The following is a 24416-nucleotide window of genomic DNA, read 5'->3' as shown; positions in this document are numbered from 1 at the left end:
GGGGCAGTGTCGGCTTTCAGTCGGCCAGGTACGGGTGGCGCATCATGATCGTGTGATCCCGATCCGGGCTGGTGGACACGACGTGGATGGGCACGCCGGTCACCTGTTCGATCCGCTGCAGATAGAGCCGCGCATTCATCGGCAGCTTGTCGTACTGGGTGACGCCGACGGTGCTTTCGCTCCAGCCTTCGAGCGTCTCGTAGACGGGCGTGCAGCGCTCGATCTCGTCGGCGCCCATGGGCAGGATGTCGGTGTACTCGCCGTCGAGCGTGTAGCCGGTGCACAGCTTGATCTCTTCCAGCCCGTCCATCACGTCGAGCTTGGTGATGCACAGGCCCGACAGCCCGTTGACCTGCGCCGAGCGCTTGAGCAGCGCGGCGTCGAACCAGCCGCAGCGCCGGCTGCGCCCGGTGGTCACGCCCTTTTCGGCGCCCACGGTCGACAGGTGGTAGCCGACCGTGCCGGGCGTGGCCCAGTCGAGTTCGGTGGGGAACGGGCCGCCGCCGACGCGGGTGCAGTAGGCCTTCGTGATGCCCAGCACGTAATGCAGCATGCCCGGGCCCACGCCGGAGCCCGCCGCCGCGTTGCCGGCCACGCAGTTGCTGGAGGTGACGTACGGATAGGTGCCGTGGTCCACGTCGAGCAGCGTGCCCTGGGCGCCTTCGAACAGCAGGTTCTCGCCATGCCGGTGCGCTTCGTTCAGTTCGCGCGAGACGTCGGCCATCATGGGCTTGAGCAGCTCTGCATGGCGCATCGCCTCGTTGTAGACGGTGTCGAAATCGACCGCTTCGGCACCCAGGACTTCCACCAGCACGTGGTTGTGCAGTTCAAGCAGCACGCGCAGCTTGGCGGCAAAGCGCTCGGGGTGCTTCAGGTCCTGCACGCGCAGGGCGCGGCGGGCGATCTTGTCCTCGTAGGCCGGGCCAATGCCGCGGCCGGTAGTGCCGATCTTCTCGACGCCGCCCTTCTCGCGGTAGGCCTCGCGCGCCAGATCGAGCGCCGCATGGAACGGCAGGATCAGCGGGCATGCCTCGCTGATGCGCAGCCGCGAGCGCACTTCGACACCGGCCTTCTCCAGGCCTTCGATTTCCTCGAACAGCTTGGCCGCCGACAGCACCACACCGTTGCCGATGTAGCACTTGATGCCCGGGCGCATGACGCCGCTTGGAATCAGGTGCAGCGCGGTCTTGACGCCGTTGATCACCAGCGTATGGCCCGCGTTGTGCCCGCCCTGGAAGCGGACCACGCCCTGGGCGCTTTCCGTCAGCCAGTCGACCAGCTTGCCTTTGCCTTCGTCGCCCCATTGGGTTCCGACGACGACCACGTTTCTTCCAGTGGTTGCGCTCATGTTCACGTTCCGGATTGCTGAGTCAGATGGATTTCACTTGCCATTGGCCGTCCTGCTCTGTGAGCTCGCGGTCGCAATGGAATTCGTCGATTTCGCTGTCGTGGCCAGGCAGCACGCACACGACCGTCTCGCCCTGCTCGCGCAGGCCGGCGATGGCGGCACGCAGGCCGGCCGCATCCCGCCAGGGGGCGCGGATGGCGGCGCGCAACGGGCGCGGTGGCAGCACGCCGACGAGTTCGCGCACGTCCAGGCTGAAGCCGACCGCGGGGCGGTTGCGGCCGAAGACGGCACCGACCTCGTCGTAGCGGCCGCCGCGCACCAGCGCGCCGGCCGCGCCTGGCACATAGATGCCGAAGCGCATGCCGCTGTAGTAGGCCCAGCCGCGAAGGTCGGCCAGGTCGAAGCTGATGGCCGCCCCATCGACCAGACGGGCCATGCGGCGCAGTTCGTCGAGCGCGGTGGCCACGCCGGGCAGGTGGCCGATTCGGCGTTGCGCCTCGTCCAGCACGGCGGCGTCGCCATAGAGTTCGATCAGGCCGCGCAGGCCATCGCGCGAGGCGGCCGGGAAGTCCTTCGTGAGCGCCCGCAGTTCGCTGGCGTCCTTGGCCGCCAGGGCGGCGTGCACGCGGCCCAAGACCAGCGGATCGACGGTGGCGCCGGCAAGCAGCGCACGCACGATGCGCGCGTCGGCCATGTCGAGGATGACACCGTCCCGGATGCCGGCGGCGCGCAGGCAGTCGAGGGCCAGGCGCAGGCTCTCGATGTCGGCCTCGATGCCGGCATGGCCGTACGTCTCGGCCCCGAACTGCAGGGGTTCACGCGTGGCGTGCGGGCGATCCGGCCGCGTGTGCAGGACCGGGCCGCAGTAGCACAGGCGCGTGACGCCCTGGCGGTTGAGCAGGTGGGCATCGATGCGGGCCACCTGCGGCGTGGTGTCGGCGCGCAGGCCGAGCGAGCGACCCGACAGCTGGTCGACCAGCTTGAAAGTCTGCAGGCCCAGCGCCTCGCCGGTGCCGGACAACAGTGATTCCAGGTGCTCCAGCAGGGGCGGCATGACCAGCTCGTAGCCGTAGCCACGGGCGGTGTCGAGGAGTTGGCGTCGGAGTTCCTCGATGTGGCGGGCCTCGGAAGGCAGCACATCGGCGATGTGATCCGGAAGGACCCAGGCGGACATGTGAAGACGAAGGAACTTGTGTCCCTGCGGTTAAAACAGGGATTCTACAGGGGTGGTGCGGGCCCGGGACCGGACTAGCTGCCGGTCAGCCAGAACAGCATCAGCCCCAGCACGATGCTGCACAGGCCGAAGAAGCGCAATTGGCCGTCGCGCAGCTGCATCAGCTGCGAGAAGCCGCGGCGCCAGCTGCCCGGTGAGAGGAACGGCAACAGCCCTTCGATGACCAGGACCAGGCCCAGCGCGCTCCAGAAGATGTCGCTCACGCGCAGTCCTGCCGCATGCCTCGGTTGACGGCCCGCACTTCAGCGCCGTGGCGCCGCGCCGGATTGCGCTGAGCCGGCCCCCTGCATGGCGCCGAAGAATTCCGAGCTGCGCGGATCGATCACGAGCAGGTCGCCCTTCTTGGCGAACGACTGCCGGTAGGCCTCCAGGCTGCGGTAGAACTGCGCGAACTGCGGATCGCGGCCGAACGAATCGGCAAAGATAGAGTTGGCCTGTGCGTCGCCCTGCCCCTTGATGTTCTGGGCATCGCGGTAGGCGTTGGAGATGGTTACCTCGCGCTGCCGGTCGGCATCGGCGCGAATCTTCTCGCCGTCGGCGAAGCCGGTCGAGCGAAGTTCGTTGGCCACGCGCTTGCGCTCGGCCTCCATCCGGCGGTAGACCGACTCGGTGATGTCCTCGACGTAGTCCACGCGGGTGATGCGCACATCGACCACGTCGATGCCCCACGGCTTGGCGCCCTTGACCACGCCCAGCACCTCGTGCTTGACGTCTTCCATCAGCTGTTCGCGGCGCACCGAGATGAGATCCTTCACGGTGCGCTTGTTGACGTTTTCCTGGAACGCGTTGCGCACGACACGGTTGAGCTGGCTGGCACCGGTGTTCTCGTCCAGCCCCACGTTGCGGATGTAGGCGGACGGGTCGGTGATGCGCCAGCGCACGTACCAGTCGATCACCACACGTTGCTTCTCGGCCGTCAGCATGGGCTCGGTGTCGACGCTCGACAGCATCAGCAGCCGCTTGTCGATGTACGACACGTTCTGGAAGGGTGGCGGGAGCTTGAAGTTCAACCCCGGCTCGGTGATGACCGACTTGATCTGTCCCAGTGCATAGACCACGCCGAACTGGCGCTGGTCGACCACGAAGAGCGTCGAGCTCAACAGCATGAGCGCGATCAGTATGGAGGTAGCAATGAATCCGATTCTGTTCATATTCTGCAGCGCCTGTCTTTGCCCGGCTCAGCGGGTATCACGGTCGCGCGAGCGGCCGTCGCGGATACGCGAATCGTTGTTGGCCGGATAAGCGGGCGGCGCCGGCGTGGCACCGGAGGATGCGGTCGCGCTGCTGTCGCCGGCCGCGCTGGCGCCAGCGGCCTGGCCGGACTGCTGAATCAGCTTGTCCAGCGGCAGATACAGCAGGTTCGAACCTTGCCGAGAATCGATCAGCACCTTGGAGGTATTGGCGTAGATCTGCTGCATCGCGTCGATGTACATCCGGTCGCGCGTGACCTGCGGCGCCTTCTGGTACTCGGCCAGCACCTGCTCGAAGCGTTGCGCATCACCCTGGGCGGACGCGACCACCCGAGCCTTGTAGGCCTGCGCCTCCTCGATCAGGCGGGAAGCGGCACCAGTGGCGCGCGGCACCACGTCGTTGGCATACGCCTGGGCCTCGTTCTTGGCGCGCTCGCGCTCCTGGCCGGCCTTGAGCACGTCGTCGAAGGCGGCCTGCACCTGCTCGGGCGGTCGTACGCCGCCTTGCTGCAGGTTGATGTTCACCACTTCGACGCCCACCTTGTAGCGGTCCAGGATGTTCTGCATCAGGGCGCGCACGCGCGGGGCGATCTGGTCGCGCTCATCGGCCATGGCAGCATCCATCTTCATCTTGCCGACCACTTCGCGCACCGCCGTTTCGGCCACCTGCACCACCGTTTCGGAAGGCGCCTTCGATTCGTAGAGGTAGGCGCGCGCATCGCTGAGGCGGTATTGCACGGCGAACTTGATCTCGACGATGTTCTCGTCCTCGGTCAGCATGGCCGACTCGCGCAGCCCGGTGGAGCGCACGATCGCGTCACGGCCGACGTCGGTCGAGCGGATCTGGGTCACCACGACGACCTCGTGGCGCTGGATCGGGTAAGGCAGGCGCCAGTTGAAACCGGCTCCCACGGTCGACTTGTAGCGGCCGAACTGGGTGATGACGGCCTGCGAGCCTTCCTGCACGATGAAAAAGCCGGTGCTCAGCCAGATCAGCAGGGCCACGATGACCACGAGGGCCAGGCCGAAGCCGGCGTTCTTCATCTCGGGCTTGAAACCACCGCCATTGCCGTTGCCGCCGCCGTTTCCGCCGGAAGACGGCCGCTGCGCGCCGCGCCCGCCGAACAGGCCGCCAAGCTTGCGGTTGAAGTCGCGCCAGAGTTCGTCGAGATCCGGCGGTCCCTGGTTGGGCCCCTGGCCGCGAGGCCGCTCCGGCGGCCGGCCGGGCGGGTCGGCGTCGGGACGGTTGCCGGAGGGGCGATCCCCCTCGGATGAAGCTCCCTCGTCGCCGCGACCCCACCGGCCATCGTTCAGGTTGAACATGCCGTAGAACCGTCTCCACAATGGCTTAGCGATCATTCGTATTCTTTTCTTACGTCTAACAGTGAATGGCGTCCGATTGTGCCAATCAATGCGCTGGATCATGCAATGGCGCAGCGTCAGCCAGGGACTTCGAGGCCATCGCCTCGACCACGCGCTTTGCCAGCTCCTCGCGCAACAGCGCCAACCCCTCGCCCGTACGTGCGCTGACGAAGATCCGGGTCAACCAACGCCCGTCGACCTCCACGTGGTCGCGTGACTGCGCCGGGCGGCGCTCGGGCTCGATCGCGTCGAGCTTGTTGAACACCAGCACCTGCGGCACCTCACCCGCGCCGATTTCGTCGAGCACCGAGCGCACCTCATCCATTTGCTCCGGGTGATGCGGGTTCGAGGCGTCCACGACGTGCAGGAGCAGGTCGGCGTCGACCGCCTCCTGGAGGGTGGCCTTGAAGGCATCGACCAGGCCGTGGGGGAGCTCGCGGATGAAGCCCACCGTGTCCGAGATCGAGACCTGCCTGCCCGCCTCGCCCAGGTACAGGTGCCGGGTGGTGGTGTCCAGGGTGGCGAACAGTTGGTCGGCCGCGTAGGCGCGGGCCTTGACCAGGGCGTTGAACAGCGACGACTTGCCCGCGTTGGTGTACCCCACCAGCGAGATGTTGAAGGTCTCCCGGCGCTCGCGCTGGCGCCGCTGGGTGCCGCGCTGGCGCTGCACCTTGGCCAGCCGCTCGCGCGTGCGGCGGATGGCCTCGCCGATCATCCGCCGGTCCAGCTCGATCTGGGTTTCGCCCGGGCCGCCGCGCGCACCGATGCCGCCGCGCTGCCGCTCCAGGTGCGACCAGCGGCGCACCAGCCGGGTGCTCAGGTACTGCAGCCGGGCGAGCTCCACCTGGAGCTTGCCTTCGTGGCTGCGGGCGCGCTGGGCGAATATCTCGAGGATGAGGAAGGTGCGGTCATAGACCGCCGTGCCGATGGCGCGCTCGAGGTTGCGCTGCTGCGCCGGGCTGAGCGGCTGGTCGAATATGACCTCGCTTGCGCGGTGCATCTCGGCCAGTTCGCGGATTTCGGCCGCCTTGCCACTGCCGACGAAGAGGGCGGCGTCAGGCGCCTTGCGCTTGCAGCTCAGGCGAGCCACCGGTTCGAGCCCGGCAGTCTGCGCGAGCAGGCCGAGTTCCTCGAGCTCGCCGTCGAAATGCGGCAGCCCGAAATCCACGCCGACCAGGATGGCGGCGCCTTCGACTCGAGGAATCAGTTCGGACAATCGGAGTGAGGCGCTTGGGGGCGGGCGCGGCGTCGGCCTGCCGCGCCTGCCCGGTCAGGCAGCTGCGTCGTCCTGTTCGGCCGCCGAGAAGTTGACGGCGCGGCCGGGCACGATGGTCGAGATGGCGTGCTTGTAGACCATCTGGGTCACGGTGTTGCGCAGGAGGACGACGTACTGATCGAAGGATTCGATCTGTCCCTGGAGCTTGATGCCGTTGACCAGGTAGATCGACACCGGGACGTGTTCCCGGCGCAGCGTATTGAGAAACGGGTCTTGCAGAAGTTGCCCTTTATTGCTCACGATATTCTCCGTGTTCAAGAAGTTGTTGTTGGACGTCGAACCTTATCACAGGGTTTCCGCAGTGCAGCAGATTGGTCCAAAGGCCTTTTAAAAATAACGGGACTGCGGCGGCGGCCGGTCAGCCGTTCTTTTCGGCAAACGGATTGTGGGACGTCTTGAACTCGATGCGCAATGGCGTGCCGACGAGGTCGAATTCCTTGCGAAAACGTCCTTCCAGGAAGCGCCGGTAGGCGTCGGTGACATGCTCGAGCGAATTGCCGTGGATGATGATCACCGGCGGATTCATCCCGCCCTGGTGCGCATAGCGCAGCTTGGGGCGGTACATGCCGGACTTCTTGGGCGCCTGGAACTGCACCGCTTCCAGCAGCAATCGCGTGAGCACCGGCGTGGACATCTTGCGGTTGGCCGCCCGGTGCGCCTGGACGATGGCCTGCCAGACCGGGCCCAGGCCCTGGCGCTTGGTTGCCGAGATGAAATGCAGCGAAGCGAACTTCAAAAACGGCAGCCGGCTCTCGATCTGCCGGTTGACCTGCTCGCGCTGGTAACTGTCGACCGCATCCCACTTGTTGATGGCGATCACCACCGCCCGCCCGCTTTCGAGCGCATATCCGGCGATGTGCGCGTCCTGGTCGGTCACGCCCTGCGTGGCGTCGAGCAGGAGCAGGACGACGTTGGCCGACTCGATGGCCTGCAGCGTCTTTACCACCGAGAACTTCTCGATCGCCTCGAACACCTTGCCCTTTCGGCGCAGGCCGGCGGTGTCGATCAGCTCGAAGCGCTGGCCGTTGCGCTCGAACGGCACGGTGATGGCGTCGCGGGTGGTGCCCGGCATGTCGAAGGCCACCAGGCGCTCCTCGCCCAGCCAGGTGTTGATGAGGGTCGACTTGCCGACGTTGGGGCGGCCCGCCACTGCCAGGCGGATCGGCCGGGACTCGGCGTCCACGTCTTCGTCGTCCTCTGGCTCGGGCAGGTTCAGCGGTTCCAGCGCCAGCTCGACGAGTTCGCGCACGCCCTGCCCATGTGCGGCCGACACGGCATAGACCTCGCCGAAGCCCAGCTCGTAGAAATCGACCAGCCGGGCGCTGCTCGCCATGCCTTCGGCCTTGTTGGCCGCCAGCAGGCACGGCTTGCCCAGGCGCCGCAGTTCGTTGGCGATGTCGTGGTCCTGCGCGGACAGCCCTTCCCGGGCATCCACCACGAAGATGACCACGTCCGCCTCGGCCACTGCTTGCCGGGTCTGCTTGGCCATCTCCTTGAAGATGCCGCTGCCGGCGTCGGGCTCGAAACCGCCGGTGTCGATCACGATGTATTCGCGGCTGCCGGCGCGTCCATTGCCGTAGTGCCGGTCGCGGGTCAGGCCCGCGAAGTCGGCAACGATGGCGTCGCGGGTCTTGGTGAGCCTGTTGAACAGCGTCGACTTGCCCACGTTGGGCCGCCCGACCAGGGCGATAACCGGCTTCATGCGGTTTCCTTTGTTTTGCTCAGCGTCGCTGTTGTTGTGCTCAGGGCCCGGCCCCGAGCTATTTGGGCCGGTAGCCGAAGACGCCACCCTTGGCGGTCACGACCACCAGGGTATTGGCCGCCACCACGGGGTCGGCCACGATGGCCGATCCGTCCGGCGACACGCGCGCGAGCAGCTTGCCGTCCGCGCGATCCAGGAACAGGAGGTTGCCGCCGTCCTCGCCGATGATCAGCGTGCGCCCCGCCGCCAGCGGAGCGGTCAGTTGACGGTACTTGAACGCGTCATTGCTCCATTGCTGCTCGCCGTCGCGCCGGCGCCAGGACAGCACGACGCCGTTCTGCTCGACGCCATAGAGGGTGTTCTCGTCGCCGCTGACGCCCACCGAACCGGTGGCCGGCTTCGTCCACAGCAGGACGCCGCGGTTGGCGTCGACGCAGCCGACGTTCGCGTAGTAGGCACGCGCGCAGATGGTGCCGCCCGCGACGCTGATGGTGCCGGTCAGGTCGGCCAGGCGCTCGACGTCGTTGGTGCCGCGGGGCGACGCGATGGGCGCCTCCCAGCGCGAGGCGCCATTCGTGGCGGCCATCGAGACCAGCCTCGCGCCGACGCCGGCCACCAGCGCGTCGTCCACCGCCTGCAGGACACCCGGGCGCTTGAGGACCAGTGCGTCGGCATTGCGGGTCTGCGTCCAGAGCCGGCGTCCGCTCTGGCCGTCCCATGCGGAGGTGGTCCGATCGGCCGTCTGCACGAAAATGCGCCGTCCGGCCACCAGCGGTGGCGTGAAGGTCTCGGCGCCGAGATTCTTCTTCCACAGGACGTGCCCACCCTGCAGCGCCACGAGGTCGTTGTCGCGGGTGACGACGGCCGAGAGCGTGCCGTCGCTGCCCACCCCGGCGTTCAACGGGGCTCCGACGTCGACGCGCCACAACTCCTTGCCCGTGCGCGCATCGATGGCCATGACCGTGCCCTTGTCGCCGCCCGCGACGGCGACGACGTCGTCCGAGACGTCCGTCACCAGCGGAAACTCGACGTCGGGGAGCTTGAAAGACCAGGCCTGCGTCACCCCCATGATTTCGGGGCTCTTTGGCAGTTCCGCCGGCTTGGGCTTGGACGTGCCGCAAGCTGCCAGGACGAGCGCCGACAGGACGACGGCGGCGCCGCGGCGCAGGCGCGCGTCGGACAGGAATCGCTGGATCTTCATGGTGCGTTGGGTCACGGGCAGGTAAACGGTCATTCTGGTCGACGATCGGATGGCCCGATCAAGGCGCGGGCTTGAGCGTGGCAGGGTCGACGCCGACGGCGTTGAGCTTGATCTCAACCATGCGCCGATAGCCATCCTGCGGGCCCAGGCCACGCCAGGCCAGCTCGTACGCGGAGCGGGCCTGCTCACGCTTGCCCTGGGCCAGGTAGATATCGCCCTTGCGATCGGCCACCAGCGGCTGGAACTCGGCCGGCACGGGCGCGTCGAGTTGCCGCAGCGCGTCGTCGTAGGCCTTGGCCTGCATCAGCTCGGCGGCCAGCCGCAGCCGGGCGACCGCCTGGTAGCCGGCGTCGGAAGCCTTCTCGGCGACCCAGGTCAGCGCGGCCTGGGACGCTTGCACGTTGCCCTTGTCGCGCAGCGCCTTGGCAGCCAGCAGCCCGGCTTGAGGGGCATAGGCGGTGCCGCCGAACTTGTCCTTCATGTCGGCCAGGACGCGCTCGACGCGAGCCACGTCGCCGCCGTCGGCCGCGCGCTTCATCTCGTCGTAGAGCGCGGCGGCACCTGCCGCCTGGCTGCGCTGGTAGTACTGCCAGCCCTGCCAGCCGATGACGCCCAGGGCCACCACCACCAGCACGCCGGTGATGAGGTTGCCCCAGGTGGCCCAGAAGTGCTTGAGCCGGTCGAGTTGTTCCTGTTCTTCGAGATCGAGATGGGTTGCCATGCGCTGTCAGTCGTTGGGAGCCGAAGATTGTAGGTGGGACGCCAGGCCGGCCAGATCGGCCAGCGGACGCGCCACTTGCTCGCCCTTGCCGTCGCGCAGCGACTTGAGTCCCAGTTCGCCGCGCGCGAGTTCGTCGGCGCCGAAAATCAGGGCGAAAGCCGCGCCACTGGCGTCGGCTTTCTTGAACTGTGATTTGAAGCTGCCCTGTCCGTCGGGCCCGGCGGCGTGCATCTGCACCCGCACGCCGAGCTCGCGCAGTTGGGTCAGGGTGCGCAGCGCCACCGGCATGGCCGCCGCGTCCGGCACCACTGCGTAGGCGTGCGGGACTGGCGTGGGGACCTGGGCGCCCTGCTCCTCGAGCAGGGCCAGCACGCGTTCGATGCCCAGCGCCCACCCGACGGCGGGCGCCGGCTTGCCGCCGATCTGGACGATGAGGTCGTCATATCGGCCGCCGCCGCAGACCGTTCCCTGCGAGCCCAGCCGGTCGGTGACGAACTCGAAAACCGTCAGGTTGTAGTAGTCGAGGCCGCGCACCAGCCGCGGATTGATGGTGTAGGCGATGCCGTTTGCCTTGAGGATGGCCTGCACGCCTTCGAAGTGCGCCAGCGACTGCGGGCCGAGGAAGTCGAGCAGGCGCGGAGCGCCCTCCACCAGCGACTGCATCGCGGGGTTCTTGGTGTCCAGCACCCGCAGTGGGTTGCTGTGCAGTCGCCGCCGCGCTTCCTCATCGAGCTGGTCGGCGTGGCTCTCCAGGTAGGCGATCAGGCGGGCCCGGTGCTGCGCCCGCTCGGCCGGCTGGCCCAGGCTGTTGAGCTCCAGGCGCACGTCGGTCAGGGCGATCGCCTTCCACAGCGATTGCGCCAGCAGGATGAGTTCGCCATCGACGTCCGGCCCGGCGAAGCCCAGCGCCTCGGCTCCGATCTGGTGGAACTGCCGATAGCGGCCTCGCTGCGGCTTTTCGCGACGGAACATCGGCCCCATGTAGTACAGCCGCTTGCCGCCGTCGTACAGGAGGTTGTGCTCGACCACCGCGCGCACCAGGCCGGCGGTGTTCTCCGGCCGCATGGTCAGGTGCTCGGCCTGGCCATGCTTGTCGGAACGGTCCTCGAAGGAATACATCTCCTTCTCGACGATGTCGGTCACCTCGCCGATGCCGCGCACGAAAAGCTGCGTGTGCTCCAGGATCGGCGTGCGGACGTTGCGATAGGCGAAGCGCGCCATCTGCTCGCGCACCGTGGCCTCCAGCCACTCCCAGCGGGCGGACTCCGGCGGCAGGATGTCATTCATGCCCTTGACGGCGGTCAACTTCTCGGGCCTGGCCGCCTTGGGCTGCGTCTGGGAAGGAAAAACGGGCGCCTGCGCGCCCGGTACTGGCTCTTTGGACATGCGTTGTTCAGGCCGGATCGAGGGCTTGGGTGTGCTGGCCGAAGCGCCGCTCGACGTAGCGCTCGACCAGTTCATGGAATTCCTGGGCAATGTTGTCGCCGCGCAGGGTGAGGGCCTTTTCTCCGTCGATGAAGACCGGTGCGGCCGGAGCCTCCCCGTTGCCCGGCAGGCTGATGCCGATGTCGGCATGCTTGCTCTCGCCGGGACCGTTGACGATGCATCCCATCACCGCGACTTTCATGGCTTCGACGCCCGGGTACTTGTTTCGCCACACTGGCATCTGACGGCGCAGGAAGTCGTCGATCGTCTTGGCCAGCTCCTGGAAGGTGGTGCTGGTGGTGCGCCCGCACCCCGGACAGGCAGTGACGCTGGGCACGAACACCCGCAGGCCGAGCGCCTGCAGGATCTCGGAAGCGATGACCACTTCCTGCGTGCGCGATTCGCCCGGCTGCGGCGTCAGCGAGACGCGGATCGTGTCGCCGATGCCCTCCTGCAGCAGGATCCCCAGCGCAACGGAAGAAGCCACCGTGCCCTTGGTGCCCATGCCGGCCTCGGTCAACCCCAGGTGCAGCGGATAGTCGCAGCGGCGCGCGAGTTCGCGGTAGACCGAGATCAGGTCCTGCACGCCGCTGACCTTGCAGCTGAGGATGATCTGCTCGGGGCGCATGCCCATCGATTCGGCCAGATGGGCCGAGCCGATGGCCGAACTGACCAGCGCCTCGTACATGACGTGCCTGGCATCCCAGGGCTCGGGGCGGCGGCTGTTGGTGTCCATCAGTCCGGCCAGGAGTTCCTGGTCCAGGCTGCCCCAGTTGACGCCGATGCGCACGACCTTGTCCCAGCGCATCGCCGCCTCGATCATCTGGCCGAACTGGCGGTCGCGCTTGTCGCCCTTGCCCACGTTGCCAGGGTTGATGCGGTATTTGGAAAGCGCCTGGGCGCAGTCGGGAAACTCGGTCAACAGCCGGTGGCCGTTGTAGTGGAAGTCGCCGACCAGCGGGACATCGACGCCCATGCGGTCGAGCTGTTCGCGGATGTAGGGCACCTGCTGCGCCGCTTCCGGGGTGTTGACCGTGATGCGCACCATCTCGGAGCCTGCCTGGGCGAGTTCCTTGACCTGGATCGCGGTCCCGATGGCATCGACCGTGTCGGTGTTGGTCATGGACTGCAGCCTCACCGGCGCGTCGCCACCGACCGTGACCACACGCGGGCCCCAGACGACACGTGCCTGGCGGGAGCGGCGCGGGCGCGGGGCCGCGGCCTCGATCGGCAGTCCGGACTCGCCCGCGAAGGGGTCTGCGACACGGTCGCGCTCGGCTGCGACGTTGCTCATTGCTTCACCTCGAAACGGGCCACACCGCCCGAGCGCGTGATCGGCGCAAGGTCGAACGGCTTTCCGTGCACCTGCACCTCGACACCCGAAGCACGGCCGATCACCACTGCCAGCGGAAGCGTGCCCGCCACCCCGACGTTCTCGCCCGGCTGGACAAGGCGCCGCAGCAACTGCTTGCCATCGGCGTCGGTCACGGAAACCCAGGTCTCGGCCCGCGCGGTGAACGCCAGCACCGAATCGGGAGCGGTTGCGCTGCTGGCGGCCGCGCCGCCGGTGGCCGGGGCGGGCGCAGTCGGCGACGGCCGGGCCGCGCCGGCAGCTCCGATCGCCGGCGGGGTCGCAGGCGCGGCGCCCGCGACTGGCGCCGAGCCGGCTGGCGACGTCGCCGTCGCTCCATTCGGCGCAGCCATTGCTCCGACTGCCGCAGTCGCCGATCCGGACGGCGCCTGCTGCGCCGGCGACGCCGCGGCCGGAGCGTTCACCGGCGCGGCCGGCGCTATCGCGGAAGGGCTGCCGGCAACCGTTGTCTGCGCAGCGCCGGTTTCGGCGGCAGGCGACGCCTCGGCAGGCGCGCCGGCCTCGCCACCACGCGACAAGGCGCGGTCGATTGCCGCAGAGAACTGGTCCAGCTTGGCCTGCGGCATCCACACCATGAGCGCAGCGCCGATGAGGAGCAATGCAACCACGACGACCAGGATGCGCGAGCCCGCGCCCCCGCCGCTGGAGCGCGCCGGCGCCGCCCGGAAGGTGGCGCTCTTGGCGCGGAAGTTGGCGCCGCTCAGCCCCGGCTGGCGCGCTCCCGGCAGCTTCTCGAGCACCGGCTTGGCATCGATGCGCAGGGCCCGGCAAATACTGGCGGCCAAGGCGCGCGCGAAGACCGGGTCTGGCAAGCCCTCCATGTCGCCCGCCTCCAGCGCCTCAATCTTCTGGACCGGCACCTTCAAGGCGGCCGCGACGACGGCGACATCGATCCCGTGCGCCTCGCGCGCTGCGCGCAGCATGTCGCCGGCGGTCTGCAGGCTGGTGTCGCCGGTCACCAAGGGCGCGGCGGCCGAAGCGCCGAATTCGCTCGCTCGCTCAATCATTGAAATTCCCACGCTCGTAGGCCAGCGCTTCGCGTGATTGCGGGAACCGCTGCACCAGTTGCGTGCCGAGCTGGCCCACCGCTTCGCTGTTGTTCAGCTGGCGCTCGACCTTGACGCCCAGCCACAGCGATTCGGCCGTTGCCGCCTGGCTGTTGTTGACGCGGCGGATGTAGAACTGGGCGCGGGCCCATTCCTGGCGCTGGGCCAGCAGCAGCGCCAGGTTGTAGCCGACGATCGGGTTGGCCGAGTCCATTTCGTAGGCGCGCGCGAGGTCCCGTTCGGCCTCGGCGGGCCGTCCGGCCTGCATCTCGCACACGCCCATCGTCATGAGGGTCTTGGCCTGATCGGTGTAGCCCGGCGCGTTCAGGGCGGCCTGGAACTGGCCGACGGCGTCTGCGTAGCGCTTCTGCTGGCACAGCAGCCAGCCATAGTTGTGCATCGCGTTGCCGTCGCGCGGGTTGATCGAGATCGCGCGCCTGAAGCTGTCCTCGGCCAGGCCGGGATCGTCAAGGCGCATGTACACCAGTCCGCGCAGGTTGTAGGCCTCGCCGTAGCTGGGGTCGATGACCAGCGCCTGCTTGACCTCGTCGAGCGCCACCGTGGTCTGGCCCTGCTGGAAATACCCCATGGCGAGTTCCAGCCGCAGGCGTGCCCGCTTGCGCGCCTGCCCTTCGTCCGATGCGGTGGCGATCGGCTGCTCGGCACCCGTGCCCAGGCTCGGGCTCGGTCCCCGGCTGGCGCAACCTGCCAACGATACGGCGATTGCCGCGACCAGCACCACGCGCGGCAATGCAACACGAACGGTCGAAGGGGAAAAGCTCATCGGGTCAGGGCTCCTGGCTTCGCTGGGTTGGGGCCCGCCGGGCCGCTGGATGAATGACGATGCGCCGCTCGCCCTGCGCCTCGCGGCGCTTGGCCATGCGCTCGGCGGCCCGGGTGCGGTCCTTGACGTCGCCGGCCAGCTGGCCGCAAGCGGCGTCGATGTCGTCCCCGCGCGTCTTGCGCACGGTCGTGATGATGCCGGCCTCGCTGATCAGCTTGGCGAAGGCCTGCACGCGCGCGGCCGGCGATCGCACCAGGCCGGATGCCGGAAACGGGTTGAAGGGAATCAGGTTGAACTTGCAGGACACGCCCTGCCCCGCGTGCCGCTTCGCCAGCTCGATCAGCTGCCGCGCGTGCTCCGGCTGGTCGTTCACGCCGTCGAGCATGCAGTACTCGAAAGTGATGAAGTCGCGCGGGGCGTGCGCCAGGTAGCGGTTGCAGGCGTCGAGCAACTCGGCGATCGGGTACTTGCGGTTGAGCGGGACCAGGTCGTCGCGCAACGTGTCGTTGGGCGCATGGAGCGACACCGCCAGCGCGACCGGGCAGTCCGCCCCGAGCCGGTCCATCATGGGCACGACGCCAGAGGTGGACACCGTCACCCGGCGGCGCGACAGGCCATACGCGTTGTCGTCCAGCATGGTGCGAAGCGCCGGCACGAGCGCGCCATAGTTTTGCAGGGGCTCGCCCATGCCCATCATCACGACGTTCGAGATGATTCGCTCGTCACGGCCCAGGTGCCGGCGCAGGAAATGCTCGGCGAACCACAGCTGGGCGACGATTTCGCCGGTGGTCAGGTTGCGCGAGAAGCCCTGGTGCCCGGTCGAGCAGAAGCGGCAGCCGACGGCGCAGCCCGCCTGCGAGGACACGCACAGCGTGCCGCGGTCGTCCTCGGGAATGAATACGGCCTCGACGGCGTTGCCGTCGCCGACGTCGAACAGCCACTTGATCGTGCCGTCCTTCGATTCGTGTTGCGTCAGAACCGCGAGGCCCTCGACATGGGCGGCGCCGGCGAGCTTCTCGCGCAGCGACTTGGCCAGGTCGGTCATGCGGGCGAAATCGCTTTCGCCGCGCTGGTGAATCCAGCGAAACAGCTGGGTGGCGCGAAAACGCTTCTCACCGAGCCGTTCGCAGAACGCGGCCAACCCCTCCAAGTCGAAGTCGAGCAGGTTGGCCGTTGTCATTGCGTCGCAGGCGCGCCGATCAGCGCGCGTAGATGTTCTGGCCGGGGAAGAAGAAGGCGATCTCGACGGCGGCCGTCTCGGGCGCGTCGGAACCGTGCACGGCGTTGGCGTCGATGCTCTCGGCGAAGTCGGCGCGAATGGTGTCCGGAGCTGCCTTCTTCGGGTCGGTGGCGCCCATCAGGTCGCGGTTCTTGGCGATGGCGTTGTCACCTTCGAGAACCTGCACGAACACCGGGCCGGAGATCATGAAGTCGACCAAGTCCTTGAAGAAGGGGCGCTCCTTGTGCACGGCGTAGAACTGCTCGGCTTCTGCGCGCGACAGGTGCACCAGCTTGGCGGCGGCGATCTTCAGGCCGGCCGCTTCGAAGCGGGAGATGATCTTGCCGATGACGTTCTTGGCGACGGCGTCGGGCTTGATGATGGAAAGAGTGCGTTCGAGTGCCATTTTCTTGCTTCCTGAGCGTTAACTTTGGTCTACGGAATTCTTTTCAGAAGATTTTTCGCCAAGGCGACACGCCCGCCCACGGGCGGCCGACGCATCTTGACAAAGCCTCCAATTCTAACTGCGGCGCCAGTTTCGAAGGATGGACGTACAGCCCGGCGTGGAAGTTCCCGCCGCGCCCGCGGAACGCTCGCCGCCCCGGTGCGCCTCGGGCGCACATGACCGGCCTTGCAGCGAGGTCTTAGCGGCCCCGCCGGCGGTTCGAGCCGCCGCGCCGGTTGCCGCCGCCACCACCGCTCGGGCCGCCGCCGCTCGGGCCACCGCCACGATTTTCGCGACGCTGGCGCTGCAGGCTGTCGGCGCCGATGTAGCCCAGCGAGGTCTTCATCGGATCGGGCTGGGCCGCGCCGCCTCCGCCGCCACCACCGCCACCACCGCCGCGATTGCCGCCTCGGCGCTGCCCGCCCGGGCTGCCCTGCGCGCCACCGGAAAGGTCCATGCCCGGGCCGCGATTGCGTCCACCCCGTCCACGCCGCCCGTCACCGGCCGGGTTGGCCATGGGATTGCCCCCGTCGGGGCGCGGCCCGCCGCCGCCGTTGCGGCGCCTCTTGCGGTTGTTGCGGCCATCGCCGCCGCCACCGCTGCGCTGCTGCGGCGCACGCGAGCCGGGCTGGACGCCGGCGGCGCTGAACAACGACTGGATGTCGCGGTCGTCGAGCTCCATCCAGGCACCGCGCTTGAGGCCGCGGGGCAACACCATGGCGCCATACCGGATGCGGATGAGACGGCTGACGCCGTGGCCCACCGCTTCGCACATGCGCCGGACCTCGCGGTTGCGCCCCTCGGAAATGGTGACGCGGTACCAGCAATTGGCGCCTTCTCCGCCACCGTCCTCGATGCTGCCGAAGCGGGCCATGCCATCGTCCAGGCGCACGCCGTCGAGCAGCTTCTGCTTTTCCTCGTTGCTCAGCGCCCCGAGCACGCGCACGGCGTACTCGCGCTCCAGCCCGAAGCGAGGGTGCATCAGCTGGTTCGCCAGCTCGCCCGAGCTGGTAAAGAGCAGCAGGCCTTCGGTGTTCAGGTCGAGCCGGCCGACCGATTGCCACTTGCCCTGCTGAAGGCGCGGCAGCTTGCGAAACACCGTCGGCCGATTCTGCGGATCGTCGTGCGTCACGACTTCACCGGCAGGCTTGTGGTAGGCGATCACCCTCGCCGGCGGCGGCGCGATCCGGTAGCGGATGGGCTTGCCATTGACCTTGACCTGGTCGCCGTACTGGATGCGCTGGCCGATATGCGCCGGCTCGTTGTTCACCGATATGCGGCCCTGCAGGATGAGCTGCTCCATCTCGAGACGCGACCCCAGCCCAGCCTGGGCCAGCACCTTGTGCAGCTTGGGCGAATCGGCCTCGGGCAGAAGGACGCGCTTGATCGGCGCCACGCCGGGGTCGGTCTCGTCCGCGTCGAAGCGCCCCGACACCACGTCGTCGAACCGGATCGGTTCGGTGGGCGGCGCATTGCGTGCCTCGCGCAAGGCTGCGCGACGGGCGCGGTCCAGATCGTCCTCTTCGTCGTCGAGCAGGTCTTCGTCGTCCTCGTCCTCGTCGTCCCCGCGCTCGTCCGCCGCGGTTTCATGCTCGACAGGGGAGACGGGCTCGGGCCGGACATCCGGCTCAGGCTCCTGGACGTCGGCCGTCGGCTGTTCCGCGGCTTCGACTTCGACTGCCTCCGGCGGCGCGGCGACGTCGGCAGGCTCCTGCGTCGATGCAGCGCTTTCAGGCTTCGCCGCCTTGGTCGCCGAACGGCGCCGCGGGCGCGGCGCCGCAGCCTCGGCTGCCGGCGTCGGCGCAGCAGCATCACCTTGCGCGTCGGCCGACGGTGCCTCGGCCGCGTCGCCCTCGGCCGCGGCCTTGCTTCGCCGTGGGCGGCGCGGGCGCTTGGCCGCGTCGTTGCCCGCTCCGTCCGGCGCGCCGGCTTGCGCGGCGCCCTCTGGTGTCGCGGGCGCCTGGGCGGCGGATGCGGCGGCGGCAGGTGTCGCGCCTTCAGTCGCCAGGACGGGGTTTTCGGGATCTACAGGGGTCATGACTGGGTTCCGGAAGGCGCTACGCCGGGGATGTCGTCGTCCGCAGCATCGTCGCGCGGATCGGAGGTATCGGAGTTCGGGATAAGGGCCTGAGGGACGGCGGCATCGTCGTCAATGGGCGGGGCCTGCTCGACAGCGGCCTGCTGCGGTTCGGCGGCTTGCTCGTCGGCCAGCTCGACCGCCTCGTCGATCGGCAGGGCTCCCTGGTCCTGCACCAGGGCGTCCATCATCGCGGTCTGCCCGGCAGGAGATTCGATGAGCGGCAACTGGTCCAGCGAGGCCAGCCCGAGATCGTCGAGGAACTGCCGGGTGGTGGCATAGAGTGCCGGCCGGCCGACGGTCTCGCGGTGCCCGATCACCTCGACCCACCCGCGATCTTCCAGTTGCTTGAGGATCTGCGAGTTGATCGTGACGCCGCGGATGTCTTCCATGTCGCCACGCGTGACCGGTTGGCGATAGGCAATGATGGCCAACGTCTCGAGGGCCGCACGGGTGTAGCGCGGCGGCTTCTCGGGATGGAGCCGATCCAGGTGGTCGCGCATCTCGGGCCGGCTCTGGAACCGCCAGCCGCTGGCCACGCCGACCAGTTCCAGGCCGCGCTGCGACCACTCGTCCTGCAGTTCCTGCAGAAGGGTCTTGACCGTGTCGGCACCCAGCTCGTCGTCGAACAGTACGCGCAACTCGCGCACCGGCAGCGGCTGGCTCGAACAGATCAATGCGGTTTCGAGAATGCGCTTGGCATCCGCCGTATTCATGGTTCGCGAATTCCGGGATGTATTCACGCGCCTTTCGCAGGCGCGTTCAGGGGAAACTCAGCTTGGCGCTGCCACCGGTGCCAGTGCAGCAGGAACCGGCGCGCCAGGGGCGCCGGCACGGCCCTGCAGGCCGTTACGAGGCATTGTAGTGCAGGCCCCATGCCGCCATGCCTGCGCGCATGTCCGGCGGCGGCTCGGAGTCGAAACGGAGGGCCTTGCCGGTCACCGGATGCGCAAATGCGAGCCGGAACGCATGCAGCGCCTGGCGCTGCAGTTCAGGCGTCGGCTGCCCGCCGTACAGCGTGTCGCCGACCAGGGGATGGCCGATCGACGCCATGTGGACACGTATCTGGTGCGTCCGCCCGGTTTCCAGGGTGCAGCGCACGAGGCAGCCGGCGCCCGCGCTGTCGAGGCAATCGATCAACGTGCGCGCCGGCTTGCCCGAATGGCGGGCGAGGTCCACTACCGCCATGCGCAGGCGGTTGCGCGGGTCTCGCCCGATCGGGGCGTCGACATGGCGCGACCCGCCCTGCCAGCTCCGATGGGCCAGGGCCAGGTACTGGCGCGTCACCTCTCGTGCGGCGATGCGACTGACCAGCGCGTCCATTGTCGCGCGGGTCCGCGCCACCACCATCAGGCCGCTGGTGTCCCGGTCGAGGCGGTGCACGATGCCGGCGCGCGGCAGCAAGGCCGCCTTGGTGTCGAGAGCCAGCAGCCCGTTCAGCAGCGTCCCGCTCCAATGACCAGGCGCCGGATGCACGACCAGCCCGACGGGCTTGTCGATGACGCGCAGGTGCTCGTCCTCGTACACCACCGTCAACGGCATGTCCTCCGGCTTGAAGGCCTGGCTCTGCGCCGTGGGCCGCAACTCGATCTGGCCCTCCTGGCCGACGCGCACCGCCAGCGAAGGCTTGGCGACTGCGGCGCCGCCGAGCAGCACGGCGCCGGCCTCGATGAGCTGGCGCAGGTAGTTGCGCGAGAACTCGGGAACAAGCTCGGCCAGGGCCTTGTCGAGGCGATGACCGTGCAGGGCCGGCTCGATGCGGAAGAGGCGCACTTCGCTCGACGCGGTGGGGTCGGCATCGACCCAGCCAGCCACGGGGTCGGCCTCGGCTGCCAGGGGGTCGGCCGATATAATGGGAGGCTCGTCGTTCACGAAGGCATTGGCTTAGATGTTGCTGCGCTCCAAATTATCGGTGGTCCCGCGCTGGGCCGCGTTCCCCGCGGCCGCGATCGTGGCGGCCCTGATGGCGGGCTGCGCGAGCGAGCCCGACAAGACGGCCAACTGGAGCCCCAACAAGATCTACAGCGAAGCCAAGGACGAGTCCAGCTCGGGCGCGTACGACAAGGCCGTGCCGCTGTACGAAAAGCTCGAGGGCCGCGCCGCCGGGACGCCGCTGGCGCAGCAGGCGCAGCTGGAGAAGGCCTACGCCCAGTACAAGGGCGGCGAAAAGGCGGCCGCCGTCGCCACGCTCGACCGCTTCATGAAGCTGCACCCGGCGAGCCCGGCATACGACTACGCGCTCTACATGCGCGGCGTCGTCAACTTCAACGACGACCTGGGCATGTTCTCGGGCCTCACCCGGCAGGACCTTTCCGAACGCGACCAGAAGGCCGCCAAGGAATCGTTCGAGTCGTTCAAGGAGCTGGTCACCCGCTTCCCCGAGTCGCGCTACACGCCCGACGCGCGGGCGCGCATGAACTACATCGTGAACTCGCTGGCCCAGTACGAGGTTCACGTGGCCCGCTACTACTACTCGCGCGGCGCCTATCTCGCCGCCGTCAACCGTGCGCAGCTGGCCATCTCGGACTACCGCGAAGTGCCGGCCGTCGAAGAAGCGCTCTACATCATGGTGCGTTCATACGACGCCCTGGGCCTGACGCAACTGCGCGACGACACCCAGCGCGTGCTCACCACCAACTACCCCAACAGCGCCTATCTTGCGCGCGGCTTCCGGGCGAACGACAAGTCCTGGTGGCAGCTGTGGTAACCAGCCCGGCCTGGTCGCGCTGAACCGGGCTGGTTCAAACTGAAGACGGCTGGTCCTGCGCGGCCAGCATCCAGGGGTCTGGCTCTTCGGCCAGCAGATCGTCCAGGGCCGCGCCGAAATCCGCGTCATTGTCGATGCGGCGCATCGCCGGCACGGCAGCCAGCAGGCGCCTGCCGTAGCCCATGCTCACCAGCCGTGTGTCGCAGATCACCAGAACGCCCTTGTCGGACTCCCGCCGGATCAGCCGGCCGGCTCCCTGCTTGAGCGCAATCGCCGCCTCGGGGATGAAGTAGTCGTTGAATGGACTGCGCCCCTGCGCCTCCAGTCGGCGTCCGCGCGCCTCGACCAGCGGGTCGTTTGGCGGCGGGAACGGCAGTTTGTCGATGACCACCAGTTGCAGGGCGTCGCCGGGCGCATCGAAGCCTTCCCAGAACGACGCCGTGGCCACCAGCACGCAGCCAGCCTTGCCGTGCCGGGCGCCTTCGCGGAAGCGATCCATCAGCACCCGCTTGGGCAGTTCGCCCTGGACCAGGACTTCGAGCGGCGACGTCGCGTCGGCCGAAAAGCGGCGCGACAAGTCCTCGCCGATGCTGCGCAAGGCACGGTTGGTGGTGGTCAGCACCAGCGTGCGCCCGCCCAGGCGCGTCGCACCTTGCGCCGCCACCCGGGCCACCTGCGCGGCATGGGACGGATCCTGCGGCCGCGGGAAATCGCGCGGAACGTACAACGCCGCCTGGCTGGCATAGTCGAACGGACTGGACACGCGCAGCACGCGCGCGTCCTCCAAGCCGCAGGGCTCGGTAAACCAACGCAGCCGGGCATCGTCGCCGAGCGTGGCACTGGTGAAGATCCAGCTGCGGCGGTCGGCGTCCGCGCCTTCTGGCCCGCCCGACTCGCCGGGCTCTGCCCCCTCGCCGGCATCATCGCGCGTGCGCAGCACACGGCTGCGGATGGCGTCGGCGATGTCCAGCGGCGACTCCATCAACCGGATCTGCTGGCCGACGTCGACCCATCGCACCGATTCTGGCGCGCAAGGCAGCGCGAATCGCGCGGTTCGCCGCGCCAGTTCGAGCGCACGCTCGTACAGGCGCACGAAATCCGGCGACAGCTCGCTGACCGTACCCAAGCCGTCCGCTGCTGCTTCGAAGGCCTGCTGGAGTTGCTCCAGCCCGGCCTGCCACGCGGCGGCGTCCAGGGTCTCGGGCGCCGTCTCGTTCCAGCGCAGCTTGGTGCCGGGCCATTGCCGACCCGCCACCAGGCGCAGTTCCCGAGCTGCGTGATCGACGCCACCGGACAGCTGCGTCCAGTCGACCAGGCCGCGGGCCTGCTGCAGGCCGGCCGCCAGCATGTCGCGCGCGAAATCGAGTGCCTGAGCGCTGCCCAGCTGCACCCCGAGGAACTGGATGCCGGTCTCGTTGAGCTGGTGGGCTTCGTCGAATATCGCCACCCGAACGGTGGGCAGGAGTTCGGCCATGCCGGATTCGCGCACGGCCAGGTCGGCAAAGAAAAGGTGATGGTTGACCACCACCACGTCGGCGGCGAGGGCCTCGCGCCGCGCCTGGTTGACGTGGCACTGGCGGAATTTCGGACACTGGGCGCCCAGGCAGTTCTCCCGGGTGGAAGTCACCAGCGGAATGAGCGGGGAGCGTTCGTCCAGTCCGGGCAGTTCGGCCAGGTCGCCGCTGCGGGTTGCTTGGGCCCACTGTTCGATCTTGCCCAGCGCGCGTGCGGTGCCACGGTCATCGGGGCCGTCGCGCCGCGCCAGCTCCAGCCGGTGCAGGCACAGGTAGCTTGCGCGCCCCTTGAGCAGCGCCGTGCGCACCGGCAGCGCCAAGGCCTCCACCAGGCGCGGCAGGTCGCGGGCGAACAGCTGGTCCTGCAGCGCCTTGGTCGCCGTGGAAATGAGCACGCGCTCGCCGCTGAGCAACGCGGGCACGAGGTATGAGAAGGTCTTGCCGACGCCGGTGCCGGCCTCGACCACCAGTTGTCCGCCGGCGTCGATGGCCTCGGCCACCGCCAGCGCCATCTCGGTCTGCCCGTCACGCTCGCGGAAATGCTCGGTCGCCGTTGACAGCACGCCGGCCGGCGCGAACGCCTCGCGCACTCGGTCTTGCAGGGACATCAGGCGGCACTCACGGTATGGCGCGGCGCTGGCCGTGCATCAGGCCGGCTCCTGTGGATCGAGTTCCCGCTCGATCCGCTCGATACGATCGCGCAGCGCCAGGCGGCGCTTCTTGAGACGGCGCAGCAGGAGTTCGTCAGTGGGCACGGCATCGGCAAGGCGATCGATGGTGGCATCCAGGTCCGCATGCTCGATGCGGCATTCGATCAGCTGGCGGGCCAGGGAGTGAAGATTGGAGTCCAAAGTTGCGCCGCGCAGACACCTTGTGAGTCGCGGCCCCGGTTCGCTTGATAATAGTGCAAGACCCACCGGTCCCTGCACAGCGCGTCGCGCGCCTTCGGCCTCCGGTGCGACCCCCATCACACACCGGCACGCTACGCACCGATGACACGAGGCTTCCGACTCGCCGCCGCCAGCGGGCTGCACCAAGGCGACCGCCCCTACCAGCAGGACCAGGTGCTGACGCTGGCTCATCCTCGGGCCAACGGGTGCGTCATGGGGCTGGTCGCCGACGGCATGGGCGGGCGCAGCGGCGGGCGCAAGGCATCCGACCAGGTGCTGATGACCGCGCGCCAGCTGTTTGCCAAGTATGCGCCCGGCAAGGACTCGGCGGCGCAGTTGCTGACCCAGCTGGTCAACGACTCCCACATGGTCATCAAGCTGACAGCAGTGTCCGCCGAACAGGAGCCGCACAGCACGGTGGCCGCGTTCATCATGGACCCGAACGGCGCCTGCACCTGGATCCACGTCGGCGACTCGCGCATCTACCACTTCCGCGACGGCCGCATGGTCACCCGCACGCGCGACCACTCCTATGTGCAGGCGCTTTTCGACAGGGGTGAGATCGCCGAGGAAGAGATGGACATCCATCCACAGGCCAACATTCTCCTCGGCTGCCTGGGCATGACGACCAGCGAGCCGCCGATCGAGACGCATCACGTCGCTCAGCTCCAGCCGGGCGACGCCTTGCTGGCCTGCAGCGACGGCTTGTGGCACTACTTCCTGCCCGAGGAGATGGGCGCGGTGATCGCCGAGCGCACGCCCCGGGAGGCGGTGGGTTTGTTGGTGGACGAGGCGCGCATCCGGGCGCGCGGCGCCGGCGACAACATTTCGCTGGCGGTGCTGAAGCTCGATCACCTGCCCAAGGACGCGAGCCGATAGGCCCTGTCGTCCGCGCGGCCGACG

23 protein-coding genes are annotated in these 24416 nt (G+C 68.4%); 2 read left to right on the top strand and 21 right to left on the bottom strand.

Going from position 1 to position 24416, the window contains the following annotated elements:
- Positions 1 to 16: 16 nt before the first annotated feature.
- The 19 genes from VES41_RS04510 to VES41_RS04420 form a co-directional block, all read right to left on the bottom strand.
- Positions 17 to 1348, bottom strand: coding sequence for an adenylosuccinate synthase (locus VES41_RS04510; protein ID WP_324813529.1), 1332 nt, complete (start codon positions 1346 to 1348; stop codon positions 17 to 19).
- 22 nt (positions 1349 to 1370) lie between these two features.
- Positions 1371 to 2522: an ATP phosphoribosyltransferase regulatory subunit gene (locus VES41_RS04505; RefSeq protein WP_324813527.1), complete on the bottom strand. Its 1152-nt coding sequence runs from the start codon at positions 2520 to 2522 to the stop codon at positions 1371 to 1373.
- Positions 2523 to 2596: 74 nt separating this feature from the next.
- Positions 2597 to 2785, bottom strand: coding sequence for a DUF2065 domain-containing protein (locus VES41_RS04500; protein WP_324813525.1), 189 nt, complete (start codon positions 2783 to 2785; stop codon positions 2597 to 2599).
- Positions 2786 to 2824: 39 nt separating this feature from the next.
- Entirely contained in the window at positions 2825 to 3733 is a 909-nt protein-coding gene (locus VES41_RS04495; protein ID WP_324813523.1) for a protease modulator HflC, read from the bottom strand.
- A gap of 27 nt (positions 3734 to 3760) precedes the next feature.
- The gene (gene hflK, locus VES41_RS04490) at positions 3761 to 5095 is read right to left on the bottom strand and encodes an FtsH protease activity modulator HflK (protein WP_324813618.1); all 1335 of its coding nucleotides are present in this window, start codon (positions 5093 to 5095) and stop codon (positions 3761 to 3763) included.
- 85 nt (positions 5096 to 5180) lie between these two features.
- A complete protein-coding gene (gene hflX, locus VES41_RS04485) occupies positions 5181 to 6350 on the bottom strand; it encodes a GTPase HflX (protein ID WP_324813519.1) in 1170 nt (389 codons plus the stop codon).
- A 54-nt stretch (positions 6351 to 6404) separates the two neighbouring features.
- Positions 6405 to 6650 (bottom strand): RNA chaperone Hfq, encoded by a 246-nt coding sequence (gene hfq, locus VES41_RS04480; protein ID WP_324813517.1) that lies wholly within the window; start codon positions 6648 to 6650, stop codon positions 6405 to 6407.
- Between the two features lie 118 nt (positions 6651 to 6768).
- Positions 6769 to 8112, bottom strand: coding sequence for a ribosome biogenesis GTPase Der (gene der / locus VES41_RS04475; RefSeq protein ID WP_324813515.1), 1344 nt, complete (start codon positions 8110 to 8112; stop codon positions 6769 to 6771).
- A gap of 58 nt (positions 8113 to 8170) precedes the next feature.
- Positions 8171 to 9313, bottom strand: a complete 1143-nt coding sequence (gene bamB, locus VES41_RS04470) for an outer membrane protein assembly factor BamB (protein ID WP_414719025.1) — start codon at positions 9311 to 9313, stop codon at positions 8171 to 8173.
- Positions 9314 to 9371: 58 nt separating this feature from the next.
- Positions 9372 to 10034, bottom strand: coding sequence for a tetratricopeptide repeat protein (locus VES41_RS04465; RefSeq protein ID WP_324813510.1), 663 nt, complete (start codon positions 10032 to 10034; stop codon positions 9372 to 9374).
- A 6-nt stretch (positions 10035 to 10040) separates the two neighbouring features.
- On the bottom strand, positions 10041 to 11321 hold the full coding sequence (gene hisS, locus VES41_RS04460; RefSeq protein WP_324813615.1) for a histidine--tRNA ligase: 1281 nt from the start codon (positions 11319 to 11321) through the stop codon (positions 10041 to 10043).
- Positions 11322 to 11427: 106 nt separating this feature from the next.
- Positions 11428 to 12753: a flavodoxin-dependent (E)-4-hydroxy-3-methylbut-2-enyl-diphosphate synthase gene (gene ispG, locus VES41_RS04455; protein WP_324813508.1), complete on the bottom strand. Its 1326-nt coding sequence runs from the start codon at positions 12751 to 12753 to the stop codon at positions 11428 to 11430.
- Positions 12750 to 13838, bottom strand: coding sequence for a helix-turn-helix domain-containing protein (locus VES41_RS04450; RefSeq protein ID WP_324813506.1), 1089 nt, complete (start codon positions 13836 to 13838; stop codon positions 12750 to 12752). The genes ispG and VES41_RS04450 overlap by 4 nt, the downstream gene beginning before the upstream one ends.
- Positions 13831 to 14661: a type IV pilus biogenesis/stability protein PilW gene (gene pilW, locus VES41_RS04445; protein ID WP_324813504.1), complete on the bottom strand. Its 831-nt coding sequence runs from the start codon at positions 14659 to 14661 to the stop codon at positions 13831 to 13833. Before pilW ends, VES41_RS04450 begins: the two co-directional genes overlap by 8 nt.
- 4 nt (positions 14662 to 14665) lie before the next feature.
- Positions 14666 to 15841 (bottom strand): 23S rRNA (adenine(2503)-C(2))-methyltransferase RlmN, encoded by a 1176-nt coding sequence (rlmN, locus tag VES41_RS04440; protein WP_324813501.1) that lies wholly within the window; start codon positions 15839 to 15841, stop codon positions 14666 to 14668.
- A gap of 19 nt (positions 15842 to 15860) precedes the next feature.
- Complete coding sequence (ndk, locus tag VES41_RS04435) at positions 15861 to 16286, bottom strand: nucleoside-diphosphate kinase (RefSeq protein WP_324813498.1); 426 nt, start codon at positions 16284 to 16286, stop codon at positions 15861 to 15863.
- 238 nt (positions 16287 to 16524) lie between these two features.
- On the bottom strand, positions 16525 to 18363 hold the full coding sequence (locus VES41_RS04430; protein ID WP_324813496.1) for a pseudouridine synthase: 1839 nt from the start codon (positions 18361 to 18363) through the stop codon (positions 16525 to 16527).
- Positions 18360 to 19118: an SMC-Scp complex subunit ScpB gene (gene scpB, locus VES41_RS04425; protein ID WP_324813494.1), complete on the bottom strand. Its 759-nt coding sequence runs from the start codon at positions 19116 to 19118 to the stop codon at positions 18360 to 18362. Before scpB ends, VES41_RS04430 begins: the two co-directional genes overlap by 4 nt.
- 133 nt (positions 19119 to 19251) lie before the next feature.
- The gene (locus VES41_RS04420; protein WP_414719024.1) at positions 19252 to 20253 is read right to left on the bottom strand and encodes an RluA family pseudouridine synthase; all 1002 of its coding nucleotides are present in this window, start codon (positions 20251 to 20253) and stop codon (positions 19252 to 19254) included.
- Positions 20254 to 20293: 40 nt separating this feature from the next.
- On the opposite strand from VES41_RS04420, the gene VES41_RS04415 reads away from it, so the two are divergent.
- Positions 20294 to 21109 (top strand): outer membrane protein assembly factor BamD, encoded by an 816-nt coding sequence (locus tag VES41_RS04415; RefSeq protein WP_414719023.1) that lies wholly within the window; start codon positions 20294 to 20296, stop codon positions 21107 to 21109.
- A 34-nt stretch (positions 21110 to 21143) separates the two neighbouring features.
- Here the strand turns inward: VES41_RS04415 and VES41_RS04410 are convergent, their stop codons facing one another.
- Both VES41_RS04410 and VES41_RS04405 read right to left on the bottom strand, forming a co-directional pair.
- Positions 21144 to 23231, bottom strand: a complete 2088-nt coding sequence (locus VES41_RS04410) for an ATP-dependent DNA helicase (protein WP_324813488.1) — start codon at positions 23229 to 23231, stop codon at positions 21144 to 21146.
- 39 nt (positions 23232 to 23270) lie between these two features.
- Entirely contained in the window at positions 23271 to 23474 is a 204-nt protein-coding gene (locus VES41_RS04405) for a DUF465 domain-containing protein (protein ID WP_324813486.1), read from the bottom strand.
- 141 nt (positions 23475 to 23615) lie between these two features.
- Between VES41_RS04405 and VES41_RS04400 the strand changes: the two genes are divergently transcribed.
- Positions 23616 to 24392, top strand: coding sequence for a PP2C family protein-serine/threonine phosphatase (locus VES41_RS04400; RefSeq protein ID WP_324813484.1), 777 nt, complete (start codon positions 23616 to 23618; stop codon positions 24390 to 24392).
- The last annotated feature ends 24 nt before the right edge of the window (positions 24393 to 24416 follow it).

Origin of the sequence: Variovorax sp. (assembly GCF_035634955.1) — a bacterium.
GTDB lineage: Bacteria > Pseudomonadota > Gammaproteobacteria > Burkholderiales > Burkholderiaceae_C > Variovorax.
The sequence above is the reverse complement of the archived record's forward strand: the minus strand, read 5'-3'. Positions and strand labels throughout refer to the sequence as shown.